The following is a 21,806-nucleotide window of genomic DNA, read 5'->3' as shown; positions in this document are numbered from 1 at the left end:
ATTGGGGGGATTCGTTCTTCTCATTAAAGGCAAAAGCCGTCCTTGACAAGAGAGAAGCAGACGAAATCGCCACTTTGTTTATGGTTTTTTGTCGCTGAAATGTGGCAATTCTGGTAATATATCTGAAAAAGATTGCGTTTTCGTCCGTATTTTGAAATTCTCGATAGTGATAATTGGTAGATCCCTATAGGATATGAATCGATTTAGTTTCTTGTGATTGCACCATCTGAATGCCCATTCAAAAAGATGGTTCGGAATTGTTTGAATGACAATAATGGCAATTGCCGCCATTCTCTCTTCAAAACCAGCCATTCCCGCACGGAATTAGGTCCAAAGAAAACCAGCATAAGAAGGAAAATCCGTGTTTGATCCTCGTGAAAAGGTCGCGCTCTTCATAGATGGAGCCAATCTATACGCTACTACCAAGACACTTGGCTTCGATATCGACTATAAGCGTCTCCTAAAGGAATTTCGTGGAAAAGGCTACCTGCTGCGCACCTACTATTACACAGCACTGGCCGAAGACCAGGAATATTCCTCCATCCGCCCGTTGATCGACTGGCTTGATTATAACGGCTATCATGTGGTGACCAAACCAACAAAGGAATTCACCGATTCTGCTGGCCGTCGCAAGATCAAAGGGAACATGGATATCGAACTGACCATCGATGCGATGGAACTGGTCGAGCATGTTGATCACTTCGTGATCTTTTCCGGTGATGGCGACTTCCGCAAATTGGTTGAAGCGTTGCAACGCCGTGGCCGCAAGGTCAGCGTGGTATCCACCATGTCGACCCAACCACCAATGATCGCCGACGAACTGCGCCGACAGGCAGACCATTTCATTGATCTTGCCCACATTGCCGACCGTATTGGTCGCGAAGTCAGCGAGCGCCCGCAACGTGCACCAGTGCAGGACGATTACGAAGATCAGGAATTCGACGATTAAGATCGATACTGCTTCTGAATGCATACCAAAAGCCCGGTTAAAAACCGGGCTTTTCTGTTTGTGATGGAAGAATGCTCGCAAACGCCAGAGTGGCAGGATTGGCATGGCCCCCCTGCCCGCCAGCCAATGTCAATCAGATGCCGGTGCGCTCCAGCAGGCCTAGCCAGTTCTTGAAGGCGATTTTCTCGACCAGCGTTTCACCGAACCCGCGGTGACGCATATGATCGATCAGTTTCTGGTTGAGAGACACGTCCGCCACCACATCGGGCACCGTTGCGCCATCATAATCCGAGCCTAGGCCCACCCCATCCTCGCCAAGCTTTTCGACCAGATAGGCAAGATGGTCAACCATCAGATCCAGCGAGACATCGCGTTTGAATTTTTCACCATCGGAACGCAAGAACCCGACCGCATAGTTGAGTCCGACCAGCCCCTTGCTTTCGGCGATGGCATCAAGTTGCTTGTCGGTCAGGTTTCGGCGGCTTTGCGACAATTTGTGCACGTTGGAATGGGAAGCGACCAAAGGCTTGTCCGAGAGTTTCTGAACATCCCAGAATCCTTTTTCATTCAAGTGGGACAGATCGATCATCACGCCAAGTTGGTTGCAGCGACGTACCAGTTCCTTGCCAAGATCACTCAGGCCGGGGCCATGATCGGGAGATCCGGGAAAGTCGAACGGCACACCGGCGCCAAAAATATTGTCCCGACTCCAGACCGGACCAAGAGAGCGAAGGCCTGCAGCATAGAACGCTTCAAGGGCGTTAAAATCCGCACCGATCGCCTCAGCCCCCTCGATATGGAGCATCAAAGCCAAAGCCTCATCGGCCATGGCCTGCTTGATGTCGGCACGGGAGCGGCAGATCCGCACCCGTCCATTGGACGCACGCTCAAGCCGACAGGCCTCGGCGATCATACCGAGTGTCCAATCGACGGCATCAGACGCCTCGATGGCTTTCTGACGGGCGACGGGATCATTCTTTTCTGCATTATTGAGAATAGGCGGCACAAACATCGCAAAGAGACCACCAGCAAAATGGCCCTTGGTAGCCTTGGGAAGATCAATCTGCAAACTCGGATGCCCATCGACAAAGGAAATCGGAGCACCATTCCTCCGGGCCATTTCAAGCCGCAACAACGTGTCATTATGACCGTCAAAAATAGGCAGTGCAGGCTTGGACATGGCTGTCTCCTTTGTTTTCGTTAAACCATATGGCTCATGCATGCATCAAAGCGCTGGCAATCAGGCATGAGCCGACTTCATGAAATTGACGATCCAACGGGCGATCAACTGATCATCGACAGGATCGGCCACCCGGATCACGGCAGCGTCGGCATCAGCATCATCCATAGCAGAGCCGCGGCGATTTTCTATCAGAAACGAGATGAAGTCAGCCGGCAATTCTGGATGCAACTGCATCGATAGGCCTGCCTTGCCATAGAGCATCATGCCGTTGGGACAAAAATCATTGCCTGCGATCCGCTCTGCCCCTTCGGGCAATGCGGTCACCTGATCCTGATGGGAAGCTTGCAAGGCAAAGCGTGTCGCATCGCCATCCATCCATCCGGGACGCTCGGAGCCATTCAGCGAGAGGCTGTAATCATGGACAGAAATGCCCCATTTGCCCTGCTGTTCCTTTTCAACCCTGCCCCCCATGGCCTGCGCCATGATCTGATGACCAAAGCAGATGCCAACCATCGGAATGCCGGCGGCCAATGTCTGGCGGATGAAGTCTTCCAGCTTCAGCATCCATGGCAGGCGTTCATAGGCACTGTTGGGCGATCCGGTAACCAGCCACGCATCACAGGCCTCGATGGTTGAGGGAAACACATCTTGAAAAACAGCAAAGGTTTCGAATGTCAGGCTGCTGTCTTGCGGTGAAAGCAATTTGGAAAACATCGATGGCAAGTCGCCGAACCGTGCAGCCAGATCTTCATTCAGGGCAGAGGTCGCCAGGATTCCGATTTTCATGCCGTCAAACCTTGTTTCGCAAATGGTCGGGTGGCGATCCTAGCCATTGAAATAACGCAAGACAATAAGCAGCAGAGTGCCAATCATCACAGTCGGCACCATGGACAGGCGCAGGCCCGCAATCACCGCGGCTGTGAAGGCGAGCCACTCGTTGGGACCACCATTGACCACGGCAGGGGCAACCAATGTGGTGAGAACTGCAGCGGGCACGGCGTCCAACCCCGCCTGCACCCGTGGATGAATGGTTTCAAACCGGGACAAAACCAGATAGCCGCCAATGCGGGTCATGAAGGTGACGATGGCACCGCCAATTATGATCAGAAGGGTGCTCGAAATCATGCCTGTCCCTCTTCATTTTTGGCAGCGTTGAGATCGATGCGGTCGGTCGCCGGATCAATCTTTTGCGGCTTGGCGCGTGCTGCAGGCGATACAAAGGCAGCAAGAAGCACACCGGCAACCGCTCCAACCGAGACATGCCAAGGGGAGCCGATGGTCTTGCTGGCGATGATCGAGGCGGAGGCAGAGACGACAACCACTGGCAACCAGAAGGACCGGCGGCGGAAGCCCATAACCAGTCCCATGAAATAGATCGGCAAGATGAAATCGATGCCCCAGCGATAGGAATCCTGTAAAAAATTGCCAAAGATTGCGCCCATAAAGGTCAACAGATTCCAGGCCAGATAGGTCGGAATGACCAGCCCGAGATACCAGGCAAACTGGACATCCTCCCCCTTCTCTGCGCGCTGTTCGGATTCAGCAAAGGCCGGATCAACCAAGAAGAAGTAACCGGCGATCTGCTTGGGCCAAGACCATTTGGCCAGATGGTGGCCGATGGCTGCGGAATAGAGGATATGACGGAAATTGACCGCAAAGATCGACAGGACGATGATCCAGCCGGGAATATTCTGGCCAAACAGCTCAAGGCCGACCAACTGGCTTGCCCCGGCAAAGATGGTCAAACTCATCAACACAGCATCAAAGACCGTCAGTCCGTTTTCGATGGCCAGAGCACCGAACAAGGCCCCGAATGGCCCTGCGGTGAGAATGATCGGGACAGAGCGCGCGGCGCCTGCAAGAAACAGGCGCGAGGGCGTCATACTGTCATCGGTAAGTCTTTTTGCACACATGGATTCTTTATAGACGGGCCAGACCCATCCGTCATATGAATTGATTTTTATAGGGTATCAATTAATTTGATTATTGCGCCCTGCATTGAGTGATGGACGGGACGAACGCTTCACCCCAGCTTTCCCTCAATGACATAATTGAGAATGCGAACAACCTGCTCTGGCGTCTTGGTGACCGCAAGAGCGGCTGCATCCACTTCCTTGAGGGCATGTTGATGCTCGTCATTGTGCATGACGATGATCGGCTTGCCCAGGGCCGCGGCATAGCCTGCATCAAAGGCTGCATTCCACTGGCGATATTTGTCGCCAAACCGAACGACGACGATGTCGGCAGCCTCGATCAAGGTACGGGTGCGAATGGCATTCATTTGCGCGCCCTTGTGATCGTGCCAGAATTTGTCAGCCTCGGCACCAAGGATTTCCACGCCGCAATCATCCGAAGCACCATGGTCGGTAACCAGGGCCGCAAAAGAGACCGGGAGGGAGAGCGCCTTGGCTCCAGCCTCAATTTCCTCGCGCCAGTTGGTGTGAATTTCTCCGGACAGATAGACAGACCAGTTCATAGAGCCGCACCCCTCTTGCCCGATCCCTTCATGGACAAGGCATAATGCTGTTTTTGCTGATGGCGTGCGGTCACGCACAGGATTGAGGCCTTTCTATACGCCTCAGTGCTCACTCAGGCAATGGCTGTGGTCAGACAAGCTTTCCAGAACGGAGCATTGGGCCTTACAGTTTTCGTGACAATCGAGCATGCGGTCGAGTTCACTTTCCAGTCGCTGGAGTTTCTGGATGCGCTTTTGGACGTCGGTCAAATGTTCCTGCACAATGGCAGTCGCCTTGCGGCAAGCTTTGCCTTCCTGCTGACTCAGCTGCAGGAGCGACCGGATACCATCGAGAGAAAAACCCAGATCGCGAGCATGCTTGATGAAGGTCAGGCGTTTGAGTCCCTCCGCTTCATAGCGCCGTTGATTGCCCTGACTTCTGTCAGTGGGTTCCAACAAACCAATCTGTTCGTAATAGCGAATGGTCGGCACCTTTACGCCACTCGACTTTGATAGTTCACCGATCGAAAACATTTTGCGTTTTTGCCCCTTGAAGCTCTAGTCACTAGAGCAATTATAGTCATGGTGACTGATTGAAATCCAGCTCTACGATAAAGAGTAGTTCAGAAAGGCCACGATCATGAGCGCAAGTTGTTCCCATTCTTCCTCGCAGGCTGCCCCCTCCTCTTGTTGCGGCGGGGCAAAGGATCACCCGCATGATCACGCACAGACAGCCATGCATGACACACAAGAGGCAACGGGCACTGCCTGTGGCTGCTCGGGCAATCCGGTGTTTGATGGGATGGATCAGCGCTACAAGACGATTCTCTGGACGGTGATCGGATTGAATAGCGGCATGTTCCTGATAGAGTTGCTGGCAGGTAAGCTGGCGGGATCTCAGGCTTTGCAAGCCGATGCGCTCGACTTTCTGGGTGACAGCCTGACCTATGGCATGAGCCTTGCCGTGATTGGCATGAGCCTTAAAGTCCGCGCGACGGCGGCTATGGTCAAGGGTATCAGCTTGTTGCTGATGGGCCTTTGGGTGCTTTCCGCGACGCTCTATCAGATCATGTTTCTGGATGTTCCCAAGGCTGAAGTGATGGGCGTCATCGGTCTGATGGCCCTGGCAACCAATCTGGGCTCGGTGCTTTTGCTCCGCCGCTACAAGGATGGAGACGCCAACGTGCGCTCTGTCTGGCTCTGCTCACGCAATGATGCGATTGGCAATGTCGCCGTCATGGGGGCGAGTCTGATGGTGTTTGTCACGGACTCGGCCTGGCCAGACATTCTGGTCGCTATTGCCATGGCAGGCTTGTTCCTGCGTTCAGCCCAGTTGATCCTTGTTCAATCGCGACAGGAATATCGCCAAAGCCACGCATAGCAGGCAGCATTCACCGGCCAGGGCGCGACCATTTCCTTGGTTCTCGCCCCTGCCGTTCCATGGTAACCTAGCCTTATATTCAGTCTATCTCTTATTATCGCGTGTTTTTGGGGAGCTCATTCCATGCGTAGTCTGCGTTCATTTCTGGCCAGCTTCTTGCTGGTTCTTTGTGCCATTGGCGCTGTCCCTTCCCTTGCCAACGCTCAGTCAACCAGCGATCCGGCAGAGCGGTTGAAAGAGGCCGACGCCTTGATCAACTCCGGTCAGCCCAAGGCGGCCTATGCGGTCCTGAATTCGGTCGTAGACGACTATTGGCAACGCATTCCGATGTTTGTCCAGAAAGCGACCTTTGCGACCAACATCACTGGTTATGGCACCTATTCAGAGCGGGTGCCGATCTTCAAGGTCAATGAACCTCAGATCATCTATGTAGAACCGGTTGGTTTCGGGTATGGCGTTCGGGACGATGGCAAGATTTTTGCCGCTTGGGCTGTTGACTACAATTTGACGGACACACAAGGGGCGAGCCTGTTCCAGCGAAATGAGTTTCTCAAAGTCAACGTGCCGCTTGGCATGCATAACCGCGAAATCCACCTGACCCTGACCATCAATCTAACTGGTCTGCAACCGGGCAACTATATCTCGCACTATGTCCTAAAGGATCAGAATTCCGAAAAGCAAACCCAGTTCTCCCTGCCTTTCGAAGTCACCGAATAACAAAAAGGGCGTCTTGATCAGGACGCCCTTCCTTCATTGATATGGTACGATGGCTCTTTATTCGACCGAAGACCGAATGCTGGCCGTCTGGATCTTTTTCGGCAAATTCTGTTTGGCAACTTCATAGCCCATTTCGAACATCTTTGCATGAATCTGATCGACAATCAGTTTGCTGCCATTGACCACAACGCCAAGCGAACCGGCCACCAACAGGCAATAAAGCCCCAGCTGCAACCCGGTCTTCTGAATTGTCCGGATAGGATCAACAGCAGCAACCCTGCCCCTTGCCTTGATCAGAATTTGCAATGCCAATGCGGACGCGGCCTGCTTCACCGCATCGGCCGATATTTGTGCCTCGAAACCTCGTTTGAAATTCAATGTTCTAGCCCCCGCCTGAAATATGTCTGTTTAATTTTTCTTCATTCATTAAACGCGCTGACCACGCTTCAGGTTCAATTTACTTGTTCAGAATGACGCAGAAAGTTTCTGTGGCGCGTAAAGACTGGCGGGGATTTTGCACGCTAGAGGCGCATTTCTGCTGACAGGGTTTGCGAAGTATGAATGCCGGAAGGGTGGCGCAGGGCTTACCCACCTTCCCTTTGCAATTCGCGCCAAACAGGGTGTGATAGCGTTAACACTTGGTATGCGGCAGGGACCGCGCCATCACAGGGTAACCTAGTAGATCTGGTCATCGTCATCCTTGGGCACCATCATCACGGCCATGCCCATCGCGACACTGCAAATGGTGATCAGCAGCCCAAAGAACAACAGAGCCATCGGGATCAGAGGCTCGTCGCTACCGAAAATCAAGTCTTGCAGCCCGGCAGCATTGGTCAGGATCAGCCCGACAAAGACGATGATGGTTGCAAATAACCCGATGACCCAATTGATCGCCAGCAGCCGCATGAGCGGATCTCGAAAGATGCCCTTAATGCCCTTTTCCTGCCGCCGTTCCGGCGGCACAAGGTCGTTGATCGGCATGGATCTGCTCCTCTGGGGTTTCTAGTTTTTGACCAATTCTATTGTCTCGCAGCGTTGCCATCGAAATCAAGCAATTATCCTGAGACGCATTACCGCATGCCTGTCATGCATATATCGCATGGATATATGCGATGGACAAATATATCAAACAAGCATATATTGCCCCGCGATATCGTAAAAAACCTTAATCCCTTTGTTGAGGGATACGAACAGCCCCGAAGTTCAGATCAGGATACCTTATGAATGTACGCAGCATCTGTCTTGCCATTCTCTTTTGTGGCGACAAGACCGGTTATGACATCCGCAAATTTTCGACGGAAGGCGACTTCAGCTTTTTCGTCGAGGCGAGCTATGGATCCATCTATCCGGCATTGAATCGTCTGGAAGCGGAAGGGTTGGTGACCTGTCGCCATGAAACGCAAGACGGCAAACCGGCACGCAAGGTCTATTCCATCACGGATGCTGGACGGGCAGCCCTGTTGATCGAATTGATGCAACCGCACAAGCCGGATATCTATCGGTCCGAGTTTCTGATGATTTCGCTGTTTGCTGGTGTCATGAAGCCTCAGGATGTGGAGGCCGCAGTGGCGCGGCAGATTGTGCATCTGGAAGACGAAATGGGCCTGATCGACGCCTGTACCTCACCCGAACGACAGCAGACTGAAGGCAATCTGGACGTTGAACAGTCCGAAGTCTTCGAAAATGCAGGAAATTGGGCTCGAGACTACGGACGCGCTTGTCTTCAGTCAGCGATTGACTATCTAAAGACTCATGGTGTGGAACTTGTGGCACTGGCAGAGGAAGGTCAGGCTGCAAATTTGGTCTCAAGCGAACAACAGGCAAGCTGATTTCAGCTGCGGGCAACTCTGTCCGCGGCACCGTAACCTATTGTGCGAATACACTTTTTAATAAGTGAAATAACGAGGATAACTCTTATGGCATTGCGTCTTAAAGGCTCCTACGGCCTCGCCCTGTTGTTCACAACGGGCATTGTTGGCTGGATGGCAACCGGACAGGCCGTATTCAGTGGTCAGGATAAGGACGGATCCCTACCTCCTCCTGCGGTCCGCAACCATCAGACTGAAATCAAGGCAACACGGGTTGCTGTTACAGCATTCGACATTGAGCCGATGGAAACCTCACTGACTATTCGAGGCCGCACGGAAGCGGACACCAAGGTGACCGTTCGCTCCGAAACCACCGCGATTATACGCGCACGCCCGATCGAGAAGGGTCAGTGGGTCAACAAGGGTGCCCTCATGTGTGAACTCGATGTCGGCTCCCGCGAAGCAGCGTTGGCTCGGGCTGAAGCGGCTCTTGCTCAGGCCGAACTCGACTATCAGGCCAAAGCGGCTCTCTCCAAGAAGGGGTATGCGTCCGATACCCAGCTGGCCGCCTTCAAGGCCCAGCGCGACGCGGCTCTGGTGGGCACCAAGGAAGCCCGTCTTGAACTGGATCGCATTCGGATTCTTGCGCCGATTTCGGGCATTGTTCAGGGGACTATCGCGGAAGTCGGGGATCAGCTCAAGGCAGGCGACGCCTGCGCAACGCTGATGCAGCCCGATCCGATGCTTGTTGTCGGTCAGGTGTCCGAGCGTGACATTGCCCAGGTTTCGGAAGGCGCAAAGGCCCATGTCCGCCTTGTCACCGGCGAAACACTGGATGGCACTGTTCGCTATGTTAGCCCTGCTTCCGACATTGAAACCCGGACCTTTCTTGTTGAGGTTGAAATTCCCAACAAAGACAAATCTTTGCGTGACGGGGTGACGGCGGAAGCGCGTCTCGATCTCAAGCCCGTGATGGCCCATCACATGAGTCCGGCGCATCTCACTCTTTCCGATGACGGTCTGGTCGGCGTGATGCTGGTCGTGGATGGCAAAGCACAGTTCACCCCTGTCAAAATCCTGTCCAACGACAGTGGCGGCATGTGGCTCGGCGGTCTGCCGCAAGAGGCTCAGGTCATCACCGTCGGGCAGGAATATGTGAAGAATGGCCAGCCGGTCGAGATTGTCAATGCGCAAGCCAATCAGCTTGCCAGCTCAGAATCTGAAAGGTAGGCGCAATGGGTATTCTTGAAGCCATATTGCGGGCTCGACGCGTCGTCATGACCCTGATGACGGTATTGGTGATGGGTGGCATCGCCAGTTATATCGGCATCCCCAAGGAAGATAGTCCCGACATTGACGTCCCGATTTTCTATGTCTCGATCTCTCAGAGTGGCATTTCGCCTGAAGATGCTGCGCGTCTGCTGGTCAAGCCGATGGAGAACAAGCTCCAGAGCCTTGATGGCCTCAAGGAGCTAACCGGGACAGCCTCAGAAGGCCATGCCGGTATTCTGCTCGAATTCTCGATTGATTTCGACAAGGACCAAGCCCTTGCGGACGTGCGCGACAAGGTCAATCAGGCACAGGCAGAATTGCCAGAGGACGCCAATGAACCGACGATTTCCGAATTCAACATGTCGCAACAGCCGACTCTCTACATCGCCCTATCCGGTGCGGTTCCTGAGCGGACGCTCTATCAACATGCGCGCAAGTTAAAGGATGAGATTGAAGGCATCTCGACGGTTCTTGAGGCCAATTTGTCTGGCCAGCGTGAGGAAATGCTGGTGGTCGAGATCGACCAGTTGCGGCTGGAATCCTACAATGTGACCCAGACGGAGCTGATCAATGCGGTCTCGCTCAACAACCAGCTGGTGCCAGCTGGGTTCCTCGACAATGGCAAGGGGCGCTTTAACCTCAAGGTTCCCGGCCTCATCGAGGATGCCGAGGATGTCTACTCCATTCCCATCAAGCAGAATGGCGAAGGTGTCGTTACACTGGGTGATATCGCCACGATCAAGCGGACATTCAAGGACCCGACCACCATCACGCGTGTCAATGGCAAGGCCGCCATCACCGTGGAGGTTTCCAAGCGCCTGGGAACCAACATCATCGAGAATAACGAGGCAGTACGTCAGGCGGTTGAGGCCGAGATCAAAACATGGAACCCGGCCATCAAGGTGGACTTCCTGCTTGATCAGGCCGAGCCGGTCAACGACACACTGGGCTCGCTTGAATCCTCGATCATGACCGCTGTCGCACTGGTTATGATGCTTGTATTGGCTGCGTTGGGCTTCCGCTCGGCACTGCTGATCGGCATCGCGATCCCCACCTCTTTCATGATGGGCTTCCTCGTGCTCTCACTGATCGGCATGACACTGAACACCATGGTGATGTTCGGGCTTGTGCTGACTGTGGGGATGCTCGTCGATGGCGCCATCGTGATCGTGGAATATGCCGACCGCAAGATCGCCGAAGGACTGAAGCGACAGGAAGCCTATGTCCGGGCGGCCAAGCTGATGTTCTGGCCCGTTGCTGCCTCGACAGGCACGACGCTCGCCGCCTTCCTGCCCATGCTGCTATGGCCGGGTATGATTGGTGAGTTCATGAGCTATTTGCCGATCATGGTGATTATTGTCCTTTCGGTTGCCCTGCTCACGGCCATGGTGTTCCTGCCGGTCATTGGCAGCTTCATCGGCAAGTCCCATGCGAGTGAAATCGAAATCGAGAATGCCAAGCATCTTTCTGGCGGGCATCACTTCGACCCGAAGGAAGTCACCGGCCTCACCGGTTTCTACATTCGCGGGCTGCACATGCTCGTCTCCAACCCGCTTGGCAACCTTGCGACCATCGGGCTGGTGCTCGGTCTTGGCTTCATGATCGTCACCTCCTACATGGTGCACAACGCCGGGACAGAGCTTTTCGTGAATGACGAGCCGCGCATCGCCATGGTGCATGTCTCGGCGCGGGGCAACATGTCCGCACTTGAGAGCCGAGCACTGGTGAAAAGCGTTGAGGATGTAGTGCTGCAGGTCAAGGGCGTTCGTGATGTCGTTACCGTCTCGAACCCGTCCGGCATCAGCAGCGGTGGTGGGCTTGGCAGTGACAGCAACAAACCAAGCGACGCCATTGGTACACTGAATCTCGAACTCACGGATTATTGCTGCCGACGCCCTGCGGAACAGATTTTCGAGGAAATCCGTGCCCGTACGGCTGACATACCCGGCATTCGCGTCTCCGTGAACAAAAAGGAAGAAGGCCCGCCAACAGGCAAGGACATCAATCTTCAGATCTCTTCTGCGAACTATGATCAGGTCGCAGAAATGACTGGCATCGTGCGCAATCACTTCGAGGATGTCGATAAGCTGATGGAGATTGAGGACGCCCGTCCCCTGCCCGGCATAGAATGGGAGCTCAAAATCGACCGGGAAGAAGCCGGCCGCTACAATGCTGCCATCGCCCCAGTCGGCTCGATGGTCCAGTTGGTGACCAATGGCTTGTTGATCGGCAAGTATCGTCCCGACGATTCCGAGGACGAGTTGGATATCCGTGTCCGCCTGCCCAAAGAACAGCGCAATCTCGACCAGCTAGACATGCTCAAATTGCCGACTAGTAACGGACAGGTTCCGATCTCCAACTTCGTCCGCATCGAAGCCAAGCCCAAGGTCTCCTCCATCACCCGCAAGGATGGCTTCTTTGCCATGAATGTGAAGGCGACAGTGGACAAGAGTGATGGCACGACGGTGGATGATAAGGTCAAGGAGATCGACAGCTGGATCAAGGCACAGGACTGGCCGGCCGGAGTGACCTTCAATTTCCGCGGTGCGGATGAAGACCAGAAGGAGTCAGGCGAGTTTCTTGGTAAAGCGGCCATTGGTGCACTGTTCATCATGGCGATGATCCTCATCACCCAGTTCAACAGCTTCTATCAGACCTTCCTGACGCTGACGACAGTGGTGATGTCCATCTTTGGCGTATTGCTGGGCATGCTGGTGACCGGACAAGGCTTCTCGGTCATCATGACCGGCACCGGGGTTGTGGCTCTGGCAGGGATCGTGGTGAACAACGCCATCGTGTTGATCGATACCTATAACCGCTTCATAGACGAAGGGGTTGACGTGATCGAAGCCGTGGTCAAGACCGCCGCCCAGAGGATCCGCCCGATCCTGTTGACGACGATCACCACTATTGCCGGCCTCATCCCCATGGCGACCGGGATCAACTTCGACTTCTTCAACCGTGTGATCTCCGTCGGGTCGATCACCGCCGCCTGGTGGATCCAGCTTTCTACCGCCGTCATTTCAGGCCTTGCATTCTCCACCCTGTTGACGCTGGTGCTGATCCCTGTGCTGCTGGCCTTCCCATCGGTCACATTGAGACCGTTCTTCGGGCTGCTGGCCCGTCTGGTCGGGCTGCGCAAGGCAGACAAGACAGAAAGATCGGAGCCTTTGGCTGAAGAGACTTCGGCGGAAAAGGCGTCTGATCTGGCGGCCAAGGACACGGGTACTTTGGTGGCTTTGAAGCCGCGCAAGAAGGATGAACAACCAAGCCATCCATCCGAGCTGCCTCAGGCAGCAGAATAAAAGCTTGCGACACGAGCAAAGCAAAGGGCCCGCCGATCCATTCGGCGGGCCCTTTTTTGTTGCCAAGCGGAGAGGCCGCAAGCGTCCTAGTCATCGTCCTTGTTGGCCAACAAATCGGCCTCTGTCTTGATCTCGTCGTCGCCCAGCTCACCCGCAACCATCATGCGATTTTTGCGGTGCCATGCACGGCGGGCAAAGGGAATGGAAACCAGATAGCCAAACACGATCACCAACAGGCTTTCCCATGGATAGGAAAAGAGGATGGCAACCGCTGCGACAAAGCCCCCCATCAACGGCAGCACATAGGCGCGATTGATGCGCAGGCCAACGGTTTTGCCCGAATAGGTCGGCAGAGACGAGACAACCAGCATGGCGATCAACAGCGTATAGAGCACGACGATCAGCGCCAGTTCATCATGATGCGGCATGCCTGCCAGTTCAAGATAGATGGGAGCCAAGACGGCCAGAGCGCCAGCAGGTGCCGGGACACCAACGAAGAAATCCTTCTGCCAGGCAGGTTTGTTCTTGTCATCAAGTGCCACGTTAAAGCGGGCCAAACGCAAGATCATCGCAATGGCAAACAGCAACGAGGCAATCCAGCCAATCGACGGGATGGCATGGAGAATCCAGACATGGAGGATGAGCGCCGGTGCCACACCGAAATTGACGAAGTCGGTGAGCGAGTCCAGTTCGGCTCCAAAGCGCGAAGTTCCCTTGAGCATGCGAGCCACACGCCCGTCGACCCCATCGAGAAAGGCTGCGGCAGCAATGGCAATCATAGCCAGCTCGAACCGCCCTTCAATGGCCATCCGCACCCCGGTCAAACCAGAGCAGAGCGCCATCAGCGTAACCAGATTGGGCGCCAGCAATCGAAACGGAACGGCCTTGAAGCGGCGCTTGGGTTCGTCTTCATCCGGATCGAAGCTTTGAAACGGATTGGTGATGCCGTGATCCGAATTGTCTTCCATCATGGTCCTTTGTCCCCTTGCGGGCAGTTCAAGTTCTGGTGCTAGTCTGTTTGCGGATTACTGGATGCGATGGTCTTTGGCGGGACGTTGTTCACCTTCCAGATTGGCAAGAATGGTTTCCCCGGCAATCATGGTTTGGCCGACAATCACCGACGGGATGATGTGGGCAGGCATATAGACATCCACACGGCTGCCAAAGCGGATCAGACCGAAGCGTTCGCCGGCTTCGATTGTGTCTTCAGGCTTTGACCAGCAGACGATCCGGCGAGCAATCAGGCCGGCAATCTGGGTGACGCCAATCGGGCCATAGGCACTGTCGATGATCAGGCTGTTGCGCTCATTGTCTTCGCTGGCCTTGTCCAGTTCGGCATTGAGAAACTTGCCCGGCTTGTAGGCGACCGCGCTGATCTTGCCCGGCACCGGGGCGCGGTTCACATGGACGTTGAAGACATTCATGAAGACAGAGACGCGCATCATCGGCTCGGTGGACAGGTTCAGCTCTGGTGGCGGCGTGGCAAGGCCAACGCTTGACACCATGCCATCAGCAGGAGAGATAACCAGCCCCTGTTCCAGCGGCGTCACACGTTCCGGGTTGCGGAAGAAGTAGGCGCACCAGAGGGTAAGGAAGGTTCCAATCCAGAAGAGAGGCGAGAAGAACCATCCAAGCACACAGGATGCAAGGGCAAACAGCGCAATGAAGGGATAGCCTTCCGGATGGATCGGGACCACGCTTTTTTTGATGGAGTCAATGATTGTCATTCAGACTTGCCTTCTTGTTGAGCGCTGTCGGCCCGATATGTCGGGACCGGGCCAGGGCCTCTATCCCGAGCCACGCGCCGCCAATTCTTAGATATGGTGTTGCTCGCTTTTAGCGAAAGTTTTCCCATTCGCCAAGGCTCAATGCACCGACTGGGTGAAACGGAGGCCAAACCAGCCGAAAAGCCAACAAAAAGGGCCCCAATTGAGGCCCTTTGTCAAAAGTCGGTAAGTTGCATCGGATCGATCAGGGCAGAGACACCTGAGGGGCACCGCTGAGTTTCACATAATGATCGATCAGCTCCTCTTCTTCCAGGTTCAGTGTGACTGAGCGCGGATAGAAGGGACGGTCGCGATCCTGAACGATGGGGGTTTGCCAGCCGTCGGTTTCCGCAACAAAGCGCGCAACGCCCTCTTCTCCGAACTTGTGCAGGAACCCTTGCATCACCGCGTCCACATAGGACTGTAGAATGGGATAATCCGGATCGGCGACTTCGGTGTGTGGGGTGTGGCCAACATAGATGTAACAATCGATGCCAGCGGGCAGGTTCTCCTTGCTGGAGAAATTGCACAAGTCCAGCTTTACCCGATCATACATTGCCTCGCGCTCGTCAACTTTGGGCAAATGGTCCTTGCGGTCAAAAATCAGAAGGCCATCGCAGAGGCTCTCGGCATTGGCAGTCACCGACAAGGCAGCCACCCCTCCGAACCCGAAGGCGCGGCGTTCTGCACTGGCAGACCAGATCGACCAGCGGCGGCGATATCCCTTCAAACGACCGGCAAAGCCAAAGCTTTCTGCATTGCGTGTATCGTCATTGACGAGGGAGCCATAACCAAAATAGCCGACCCATTCTTGTGGTTTTTCTCGTACCTGTTCGAGCGTCACTTTGATCTTTTCCGTTTCTGGATGGGCTGAGCGAGGCTGTGATCAGCCATCAAGCCTCAGCCGCATGATGATTTTTTCCAGCCTCTGTTGGAGCGCCGCATCAAATGCAGTCTGCCGACCCGCCTCTTCCATGCCTTCTTTGCGATAAAATGCCAAGGCCCTTTGGTTGCCGACCAACACTTTCAGTTTGAGTTCTTCGCGGCCAGCGCGCCTGCTCCGCTCCTTGGCATCGCCAAACATGCGTGTTGCAATGCCTTTTCCATGCCATTGAGGAGCGAGCCAGAGGTCCGTCAACTCGCCGGTTCGGGTTTCAAGGCAATAGAATCCGAGAATTTGGCCCTCCAGATCGGCGACGATCAGTTGGTCATCCTTTGTCTCTATGCCGGCAAGAAGAAAGTCATGAAACAGTCGCTCGATGCGCAGAAAATCCAACGCACCAAAGCCATTGAGCAAGGGTAGAATTCCACCACACCAAGCGTCGAGGCCGCATTGGGTTGCGGGCTCGACGTCATTTGGTTTGATGGGCCTCAAGATGAGCGTGTCAGTCATCCTTGCGGATGCGTTTGGATGGCTCTTTCATCGTGACCAGCTCTTCCGAAGCGGTCGGATGCACTGCCATTGTGGCATCAAAATTGGCCTTGGTTGCCCCCATCTTGATGGCAATACCCAGAAGCTGGGACATTTCACCAGAATCCGGGCCCAGAATATGACAGCCCAACACCTTGTCGCTGTCCGCATCAACAATCAGCTTCATCAGCATCTTCTCGTCATTGCCCGCCAACGTGTTTTTCATCGGACGGAACTTGGCGAGATAGATGTCGAGATTGTCATGGGTTGCGATAGCTTCTGCTTCAGTCATGCCAACGGTGCCGATTTCCGGCTGGGTGAAGACTGCAGTGGGAATATTCTCATAGTCGACAATTGTCGGATTGTCGTTGAACAGGGTTTCGGCCAAGGCAGCCCCTTCACGGATGGCGACCGGTGTCAAATTGACCCGGTTGGTGACGTCCCCGACCGCATAGATATGGTCGACATTGGTGCGGTTCTGCGCATCAACCTTGATCGCACCTTTGCTATCCAGTTCGACGCCGACCGTTTCCAGTCCCAGCCCCTTGGTGTAGGGCGAGCGGCCAATCCCTGACAGGATCTGATCAACAACCATCGTCTCACCCTGTTTGGTGGTGACATGCAGACCATCAGCCTTCTTCTCAACAGAGGTCAGGACATCATGGAGCACGATCCGGACGCCACGTTTCTCCATTTCCTCGTGCAGGGTGGCGCGGACATCATCGTCGAAACCACGCAAAATTTCTTCGCCGCGGTAAAGAACCGTTGTCTCGGTGCCCAAACCGTTGAAAATGCCAGCAAATTCCAGCGCAATATATCCGCCGCCAGTGATCAACACCCGTTTTGGCTGTTCGTCGAGATGGAACACTTCATTGGAGGTGATGAGATGTTCAACACCCGGCAGGTCCAGCGGCAGGTTGGGTACGCCACCGGTGGCAATCAGAATGGTGCGGGCCGTGACGGAGCGATCCTCACCGGTCAGCCGGATCCGATGCGGCGCTTCGAGCTCCGCTCGTGACTGGATGATCTCGACATTGTGTCGTTCGAGATTTTTGATATAGAGGCCATTGAGCCGATCAATTTCCGCATCCTTGTTCGCGATCAGCGTGTTCCAGTCGAACTGGCTCTCCCCGACCGTCCAGCCAAAGCCTGCCGCGTCCTCAAATTCATGAGAGAATTTCGAAGCATAGACCATCAGCTTCTTTGGCACACAGCCACGGATCACGCATGTTCCCCCAACACGGTATTCCTCGGCAATTGCCACCTTGGCACCATAGGTTGCCGCCATGCGGGCAGCCCGAACGCCGCCGGAGCCAGCGCCAATTACGAACAGGTCATAATCAAATTCACTCATTTTCGCCTCTTTCTTCATCCCGACAGCGTCAGTGATCAATCCCAGCAGGATCATTCACCCCGCTCATTTGTCTCAAACATAAGGGGTGGGACAGAGATTGAAAGCCCCTAGCCTGATCATCGCCCGCGATGACACATGACAAGTGATCACAAATCCGCGATTTTCTTGCAACCAAACTACGCCTGATACAGACAAAAAAGCGCCCCCAACCCGAAGTTGGAGGCGCTGATTGTAACGCACGATCGGCAACGCTTACTGGAACTTGTGTCCTTTGGCATTCAGTTCCTTGATGGACTGAGCCACGATGCGCTGGGTCGTTTCCTTCGAGTAGGCCTGAATATTGCCAAGCATTTCACCAAGAATACGCGGCTGATAAGTTGCGAATTTCTGACCGGATTCGGTTTTAAAGAAAGCCAGCACGTCTTTCAGTTCGTCTTCTTTCAGATACCGCGCCCACGCGACGGCAGCGCTGGCGACCAGGTTCTTCCGGTCATCCTTGTAGTTTTCAGCAATCTTGTCGACCACTTCATAGATGTCTTTTTCCGCATTTGGATTCTGGCGCACCAGCCAAACCTTGGAGTTTTTGACAATCAGCTCGAGCTGTTTTTCAAACTCGGGCATGTTGCCGGTTTGCTCCACAACGTCGATCGCTGCCTGAAGGTGCGTATCGTTGGCCTTCGCATCCTGCGCAAGGGCTGGCAAGGCAAGACAAACGCTCATCGCGGCGCCCGCACAGATAGACACGATCGTGGTCTTTTTCATGGTTCAATCCTCTTAAAGGTCTCGAATGTCGCTATATCTTCAAATGATGCCTTTGGAGGGCATCTAAGCCTGTGGCTTGTAAATTTCAATTCCGTCATCGCTTGCAACAACGGCGGTCGATGCGATGCCGATGAAGAGGCCTGTTTCCACCACGCCGGGGACGGCCCGCAATGCCATATCAAGGCCATCTACATCGGAAATGCGGCCAAATGTGGCATCGAGGATGAAATGCTGGCCATCGGTTAAATAATTTTCACCGTCCGCAGTCTTGCGCACAGAGATCTCTCCCTGCATGCCGAAGCGGGCGCAGACATTCTTGACCGCAAGGGTCGTTGCAGCCAAACCGAAGGGCATGACTTCGATTGGCAGCGGAAATGCGCCAAGGGTTTCGACGACCTTCGATTTATGCGCAATGACAACCATGTCCCGAGATGCCTTGGCGACGATCTTTTCGCGCAGCAATGCGCCTCCGCCACCCTTGATCAGACGCAGTTGCGGGTCAATTTCATCCGCACCATCGACTGTCAGGTCCAGTTCCGGCGTCTCATCGAGCGTCGTAAGCGGCACGCCCACTTCACGGCAAAGATTCGCGGTTTCCTCAGAGGTGGGCACACCGATGACCGTCAAGCCATTGGCGACACGCTCACCAAGCAGACGAATAAAATGGACGGCGGTCGAACCAGTGCCAATTCCCAGTTTCATATTGTCTTTTACATAGTTGAGCGCTGCCGCTGCGGCTTGGCGTTTTAGATCTTCACTCATGATGATGCTCTTCCCTACTGACCTTTTGCCCAAAAGCTTTTGCCCGAATGGTTGCACAAAGGCGCCCTTATCGGGTGCCCGGCACTCACGGCCTCGCACGATATGGCGGACAAGCCGGGGCGATGGTCTTTCCTTGTTCGCCAAGCTCTTAGCACGGCATCAACCAATGGAAAAGGGCCGACGCGCAGAAAGCCCCCTTGTTCCCTGTGGTCAAAGGTTCCACATTTGAAAATACACACCACCTCGTTCGCCATGGTCGTAGGTGCTGTCTCTTGCGGCAACCTGTTGCGATTGAACCGGATTGGTGCATGAGGTAAAAGAAAGAGCAACAGGGTCTTTATGAACCGTCGCACCAATCACCAGCTGTTCCGGCCTGTCTGGATCATATATACGACACCCTCACCGCGTCGCCGGAGTGCCCATGCAAGACCATCGTTTTTCCTGCATCCTGTTTGATCTGGATGGCACTCTTGTTGACACCGCTCCCGACCTGATCGGGGCTCTCAATCATGTTCTGGCTATGCATGATCTGCCCGGTGTGCCCGACGCGCATATCCGCTCTCATGTGGGACATGGCGCGATTGCCACGCTGAAACGGGGGTTTGCCTATCATCAGCGTGTGGTGGATGATGATTTTTTAAAAACCTGCCACGCACCATTCCTTGACCATTACATTGCCAATATCAGCGCCACCAGCCGTCCCTATCCGGGCGCCGACCGTCTGCTCCGCGCCATGGCTGAAGCAAATCTGCGTCTTGGGGTCTGCACCAACAAGAAAGAGTATCTGTCGCAGCGACTGTTGCAGGAGCTGGGTCTGGCAGAGCTGTTCCACGCCATTTGCGGAGCCGACTCGGTTGCCCATCACAAACCCCATCCACAGCACATCCTGCATACTATTGCGACGGCGGGTGGGATTGCAGAACAAAGCGTAATGATTGGCGACACCAAAACCGATGTCGACGCTGCGCAGGCCGCGGGCATTCCGGTCATATTGCTTAGTCATGGCTATACGCCAATCCCGGTCGAAACATTGGGGGCCGATCTGGTGATCGACCATTTCGACGCCCTGCCGGATGCGCTGGCGAAGCTATCCTAACGAGATCCCCGCCTGAGAGACTGCGGCTGGCATGCGCCGTGAATCCGTTTTCACTTTCCTCTCAAATCGATTAAACCTTGTCCCATTTTTGAGCAAAGGTTTCTTTACCAACGATTTTAAGTTGGTGGTCACCACAAAATCATTGAGTCGGCATTTCAGAGCCTTATGCAGCTTTGCATAGGCATTTTCACGCATTTTTCTTAACCTTTTTGCGGCGACACTCGTCCCGACCCAGTCGGGTAAAGATGCGTCAAAAAATGAGAGAGGTCCCATGCGCGTATTGAAAAATGGTGGTGGCAAATACTGGTTCAAAATGCTGATGCTTTACAGCGCCTTCGTCTATGCCCAATCCTATCAGGTGATGGCCTTTACGGCCTTCAAGGCACCAACGGGTGCGTCTGAGGCAATCGAAGCGTCCAAAGCTACCCGTTCAGATGAGGTCAGCACAAAGACAGGCGATCGCGTCCAGTTGGCTGCCATGCAGGTAGAAATTGGGCAGAAGGTGCATTTGTTCGATGGAGCCTATCTCTGTGAGATGGAAGCCCGTCTGCCGCACTTGGCAGCCATAGCGGGTCAAACCGCAGGGACGCCTTCAAACTGAGCGATGGCCAATCCTATTCATGGCTTTCCTTGGATACAAGGTTCGCCAGCAACTGCTCTTTCACATGATTGATGTGATCGTTGAGCAAAGCGACCGCGACTTTGGCATTCTTGTTGCGCGCGGCATCAACGATGGCCTGATGCTCCCTATGCGCCCGCTCCTGACTGTCTTCTGTCAAGGTAATCTGCAGGCGCACATAACGGTCAATATTATCGTGGACACGGCGCAGGATCTTCATCGTGGCCGGCTTACGGGCAGGCGTGTAGAGGGTTTCGTGAAACTGCCAGTTTAACGCACCCCACTCTTCGATCATCGCGTCATTGCGCATTGAGGCAATCAGCTTTTCCGCCGCTTCCAGGTGGCTTTCCGTGATATGCTCGATGGCATGTTCGAACATCCAGCTTTCCAACATGATGCGGACTTCGAACAGTTCAGCGATTTCGGATGGTTCCAGCCGGGTAACTTCCGCACCCTTGTGCGAGACCAGCGTTATCAGCCCTTCTGCTTCCAGCTGCCGCAAGGCCTCGCGCACCGGAATGCGACTGACACCCAGCTCGGTCGCAATCGCTTCCTGCCTCACCTGCTCCCCTTCGCGCAACTGTCCAGACATAATGCGTTTGCGCAGTTCATCTGCAACAATGTTGGTGGTCGTACGTCGGAGGATTTGAGCCATTGTTTCTTGCTATCCAGATCCGGGTTTTGGCGTCACGTGTGGTCAAGACCCGCACAGCCATCGCAACTCGAAAGAAGCAAAAGATCCGCACCGGCCCGTTATGGTAATGATATCATATACAATATTCGTTTGGTCGCAACCGCGCAGACCGATCGACCATCGAATTGCAAATCTGCTTCGGGAAAACCCTGCAAAGGCCCGGAGCGCCACGACCCTGTAGCATTTCTAAAATCTGAATGTACACCTGTCTTGACGTTTCACGAAACAGAGCACTTATCAAAATTGGATACAAACTGACGGTTTTAACCAGA

The 21,806-nt window shown here is 54.3% G+C and carries 24 protein-coding genes; 8 read left to right on the top strand and 16 right to left on the bottom strand.

Translation table 11 applies throughout. The annotated features are described in order from the left end of the window. Window positions 1–361: 361 nt before the first annotated feature. A complete protein-coding gene (locus tag DSD30_RS14330; protein ID WP_114010325.1) occupies window positions 362–949 on the top strand; it encodes a LabA-like NYN domain-containing protein in 588 nt (195 codons plus the stop codon). A 133-nt stretch (window positions 950–1,082) separates the two neighbouring features. Here DSD30_RS14330 and DSD30_RS14325 read toward each other — a convergent pair whose 3' ends face one another. The 6 genes from DSD30_RS14325 to DSD30_RS14300 all read right to left on the bottom strand — a co-directional run bounded on the left by DSD30_RS14325 (window position 1,083) and on the right by DSD30_RS14300 (window position 5,121). After that, a complete protein-coding gene (locus DSD30_RS14325; RefSeq protein WP_114010324.1) occupies window positions 1,083–2,129 on the bottom strand; it encodes a dipeptidase in 1,047 nt (348 codons plus the stop codon). A gap of 60 nt (window positions 2,130–2,189) precedes the next feature. Next, window positions 2,190–2,918, bottom strand: coding sequence for a type 1 glutamine amidotransferase (locus tag DSD30_RS14320; protein ID WP_114010323.1), 729 nt, complete (start codon window positions 2,916–2,918; stop codon window positions 2,190–2,192). A 39-nt stretch (window positions 2,919–2,957) separates the two neighbouring features. Next, window positions 2,958–3,254: an AzlD family protein gene (locus DSD30_RS14315; protein ID WP_114010478.1), complete on the bottom strand. Its 297-nt coding sequence runs from the start codon at window positions 3,252–3,254 to the stop codon at window positions 2,958–2,960. Further along, window positions 3,254–4,045, bottom strand: a complete 792-nt coding sequence (locus DSD30_RS14310) for an AzlC family ABC transporter permease (RefSeq protein ID WP_114010322.1) — start codon at window positions 4,043–4,045, stop codon at window positions 3,254–3,256. Before DSD30_RS14310 ends, DSD30_RS14315 begins: the two co-directional genes overlap by 1 nt. 110 nt (window positions 4,046–4,155) lie before the next feature. Then, entirely contained in the window at window positions 4,156–4,608 is a 453-nt protein-coding gene (locus DSD30_RS14305) for a YtoQ family protein (protein ID WP_114010321.1), read from the bottom strand. Window positions 4,609–4,710: 102 nt separating this feature from the next. Then, entirely contained in the window at window positions 4,711–5,121 is a 411-nt protein-coding gene (locus DSD30_RS14300; RefSeq protein ID WP_114010320.1) for a MerR family transcriptional regulator, read from the bottom strand. A 106-nt stretch (window positions 5,122–5,227) separates the two neighbouring features. Between DSD30_RS14300 and DSD30_RS14295 the strand changes: the two genes are divergently transcribed. Beyond that, the gene (locus tag DSD30_RS14295; protein WP_425359467.1) at window positions 5,228–5,968 is read left to right on the top strand and encodes a cation efflux transmembrane domain-containing protein; all 741 of its coding nucleotides are present in this window, start codon (window positions 5,228–5,230) and stop codon (window positions 5,966–5,968) included. A 123-nt stretch (window positions 5,969–6,091) separates the two neighbouring features. Next, window positions 6,092–6,685, top strand: a complete 594-nt coding sequence (locus tag DSD30_RS14290) for a hypothetical protein (protein ID WP_114010318.1) — start codon at window positions 6,092–6,094, stop codon at window positions 6,683–6,685. Window positions 6,686–6,742: 57 nt separating this feature from the next. On the opposite strand, the gene DSD30_RS14285 is transcribed toward DSD30_RS14290, so the two are convergent. Together DSD30_RS14285 and DSD30_RS14280 are read right to left on the bottom strand one after the other, a co-directional pair. After that, complete coding sequence (locus tag DSD30_RS14285; RefSeq protein ID WP_114010317.1) at window positions 6,743–7,063, bottom strand: hypothetical protein; 321 nt, start codon at window positions 7,061–7,063, stop codon at window positions 6,743–6,745. 297 nt (window positions 7,064–7,360) lie between these two features. Further along, on the bottom strand, window positions 7,361–7,666 hold the full coding sequence (locus DSD30_RS14280; protein ID WP_114010316.1) for a hypothetical protein: 306 nt from the start codon (window positions 7,664–7,666) through the stop codon (window positions 7,361–7,363). Between the two features lie 239 nt (window positions 7,667–7,905). Between DSD30_RS14280 and DSD30_RS14275 the strand changes: the two genes are divergently transcribed. The 3 genes from DSD30_RS14275 to DSD30_RS14265 all read left to right on the top strand — a co-directional run bounded on the left by DSD30_RS14275 (window position 7,906) and on the right by DSD30_RS14265 (window position 13,070). Further along, a complete protein-coding gene (locus DSD30_RS14275; protein WP_114010315.1) occupies window positions 7,906–8,514 on the top strand; it encodes a PadR family transcriptional regulator in 609 nt (202 codons plus the stop codon). 87 nt (window positions 8,515–8,601) lie between these two features. Then, entirely contained in the window at window positions 8,602–9,723 is a 1,122-nt protein-coding gene (locus DSD30_RS14270; RefSeq protein WP_114010314.1) for an efflux RND transporter periplasmic adaptor subunit, read from the top strand. 5 nt (window positions 9,724–9,728) lie between these two features. Beyond that, complete coding sequence (locus DSD30_RS14265; protein WP_114010313.1) at window positions 9,729–13,070, top strand: efflux RND transporter permease subunit; 3,342 nt, start codon at window positions 9,729–9,731, stop codon at window positions 13,068–13,070. A gap of 86 nt (window positions 13,071–13,156) precedes the next feature. On the opposite strand, the gene DSD30_RS14260 is transcribed toward DSD30_RS14265, so the two are convergent. From DSD30_RS14260 to rpiA, 7 genes are all read right to left on the bottom strand, one after another. After that, on the bottom strand, window positions 13,157–14,041 hold the full coding sequence (locus DSD30_RS14260; RefSeq protein ID WP_425359466.1) for a CDP-alcohol phosphatidyltransferase family protein: 885 nt from the start codon (window positions 14,039–14,041) through the stop codon (window positions 13,157–13,159). Between the two features lie 54 nt (window positions 14,042–14,095). Beyond that, a complete protein-coding gene (locus DSD30_RS14255; RefSeq protein WP_114010312.1) occupies window positions 14,096–14,797 on the bottom strand; it encodes a phosphatidylserine decarboxylase in 702 nt (233 codons plus the stop codon). A gap of 244 nt (window positions 14,798–15,041) precedes the next feature. Next, window positions 15,042–15,680 (bottom strand): gamma-glutamylcyclotransferase family protein, encoded by a 639-nt coding sequence (locus DSD30_RS14250; RefSeq protein WP_114010311.1) that lies wholly within the window; start codon window positions 15,678–15,680, stop codon window positions 15,042–15,044. 42 nt (window positions 15,681–15,722) lie between these two features. Then, the gene (locus tag DSD30_RS14245) at window positions 15,723–16,229 is read right to left on the bottom strand and encodes a GNAT family N-acetyltransferase (protein WP_114010310.1); all 507 of its coding nucleotides are present in this window, start codon (window positions 16,227–16,229) and stop codon (window positions 15,723–15,725) included. Next, on the bottom strand, window positions 16,222–17,601 hold the full coding sequence (gene gor / locus DSD30_RS14240) for a glutathione-disulfide reductase (RefSeq protein ID WP_114010476.1): 1,380 nt from the start codon (window positions 17,599–17,601) through the stop codon (window positions 16,222–16,224). Before gor ends, DSD30_RS14245 begins: the two co-directional genes overlap by 8 nt. A gap of 252 nt (window positions 17,602–17,853) precedes the next feature. Then, window positions 17,854–18,363 carry a DUF2059 domain-containing protein gene (locus DSD30_RS14235; protein WP_114010309.1) on the bottom strand — a complete coding sequence of 170 codons (510 nt, stop codon included), beginning with the start codon at window positions 18,361–18,363 and terminating at the stop codon, window positions 17,854–17,856. Between the two features lie 63 nt (window positions 18,364–18,426). Then, the gene (rpiA, locus tag DSD30_RS14230) at window positions 18,427–19,125 is read right to left on the bottom strand and encodes a ribose-5-phosphate isomerase RpiA (protein WP_114010308.1); all 699 of its coding nucleotides are present in this window, start codon (window positions 19,123–19,125) and stop codon (window positions 18,427–18,429) included. Window positions 19,126–19,546: 421 nt separating this feature from the next. On the opposite strand from rpiA, the gene DSD30_RS14225 reads away from it, so the two are divergent. Both DSD30_RS14225 and DSD30_RS14220 read left to right on the top strand, forming a co-directional pair. Continuing rightward, window positions 19,547–20,221, top strand: a complete 675-nt coding sequence (locus DSD30_RS14225; protein ID WP_114010307.1) for an HAD family hydrolase — start codon at window positions 19,547–19,549, stop codon at window positions 20,219–20,221. 271 nt (window positions 20,222–20,492) lie between these two features. After that, entirely contained in the window at window positions 20,493–20,822 is a 330-nt protein-coding gene (locus DSD30_RS14220; RefSeq protein WP_114010306.1) for a hypothetical protein, read from the top strand. A 13-nt stretch (window positions 20,823–20,835) separates the two neighbouring features. Here the strand turns inward: DSD30_RS14220 and DSD30_RS14215 are convergent, their stop codons facing one another. Then, window positions 20,836–21,495, bottom strand: coding sequence for a GntR family transcriptional regulator (locus tag DSD30_RS14215; protein WP_114010305.1), 660 nt, complete (start codon window positions 21,493–21,495; stop codon window positions 20,836–20,838). Window positions 21,496–21,806 lie beyond the last annotated feature (311 nt).

Source organism: Cohaesibacter intestini (genome assembly GCF_003324485.1).
Taxonomy (GTDB): domain Bacteria; phylum Pseudomonadota; class Alphaproteobacteria; order Rhizobiales; family Cohaesibacteraceae; genus Cohaesibacter; species Cohaesibacter intestini.
Note: the sequence above shows the minus strand (reverse complement) of the source record. Positions and strands in the feature narration are given on the sequence as shown.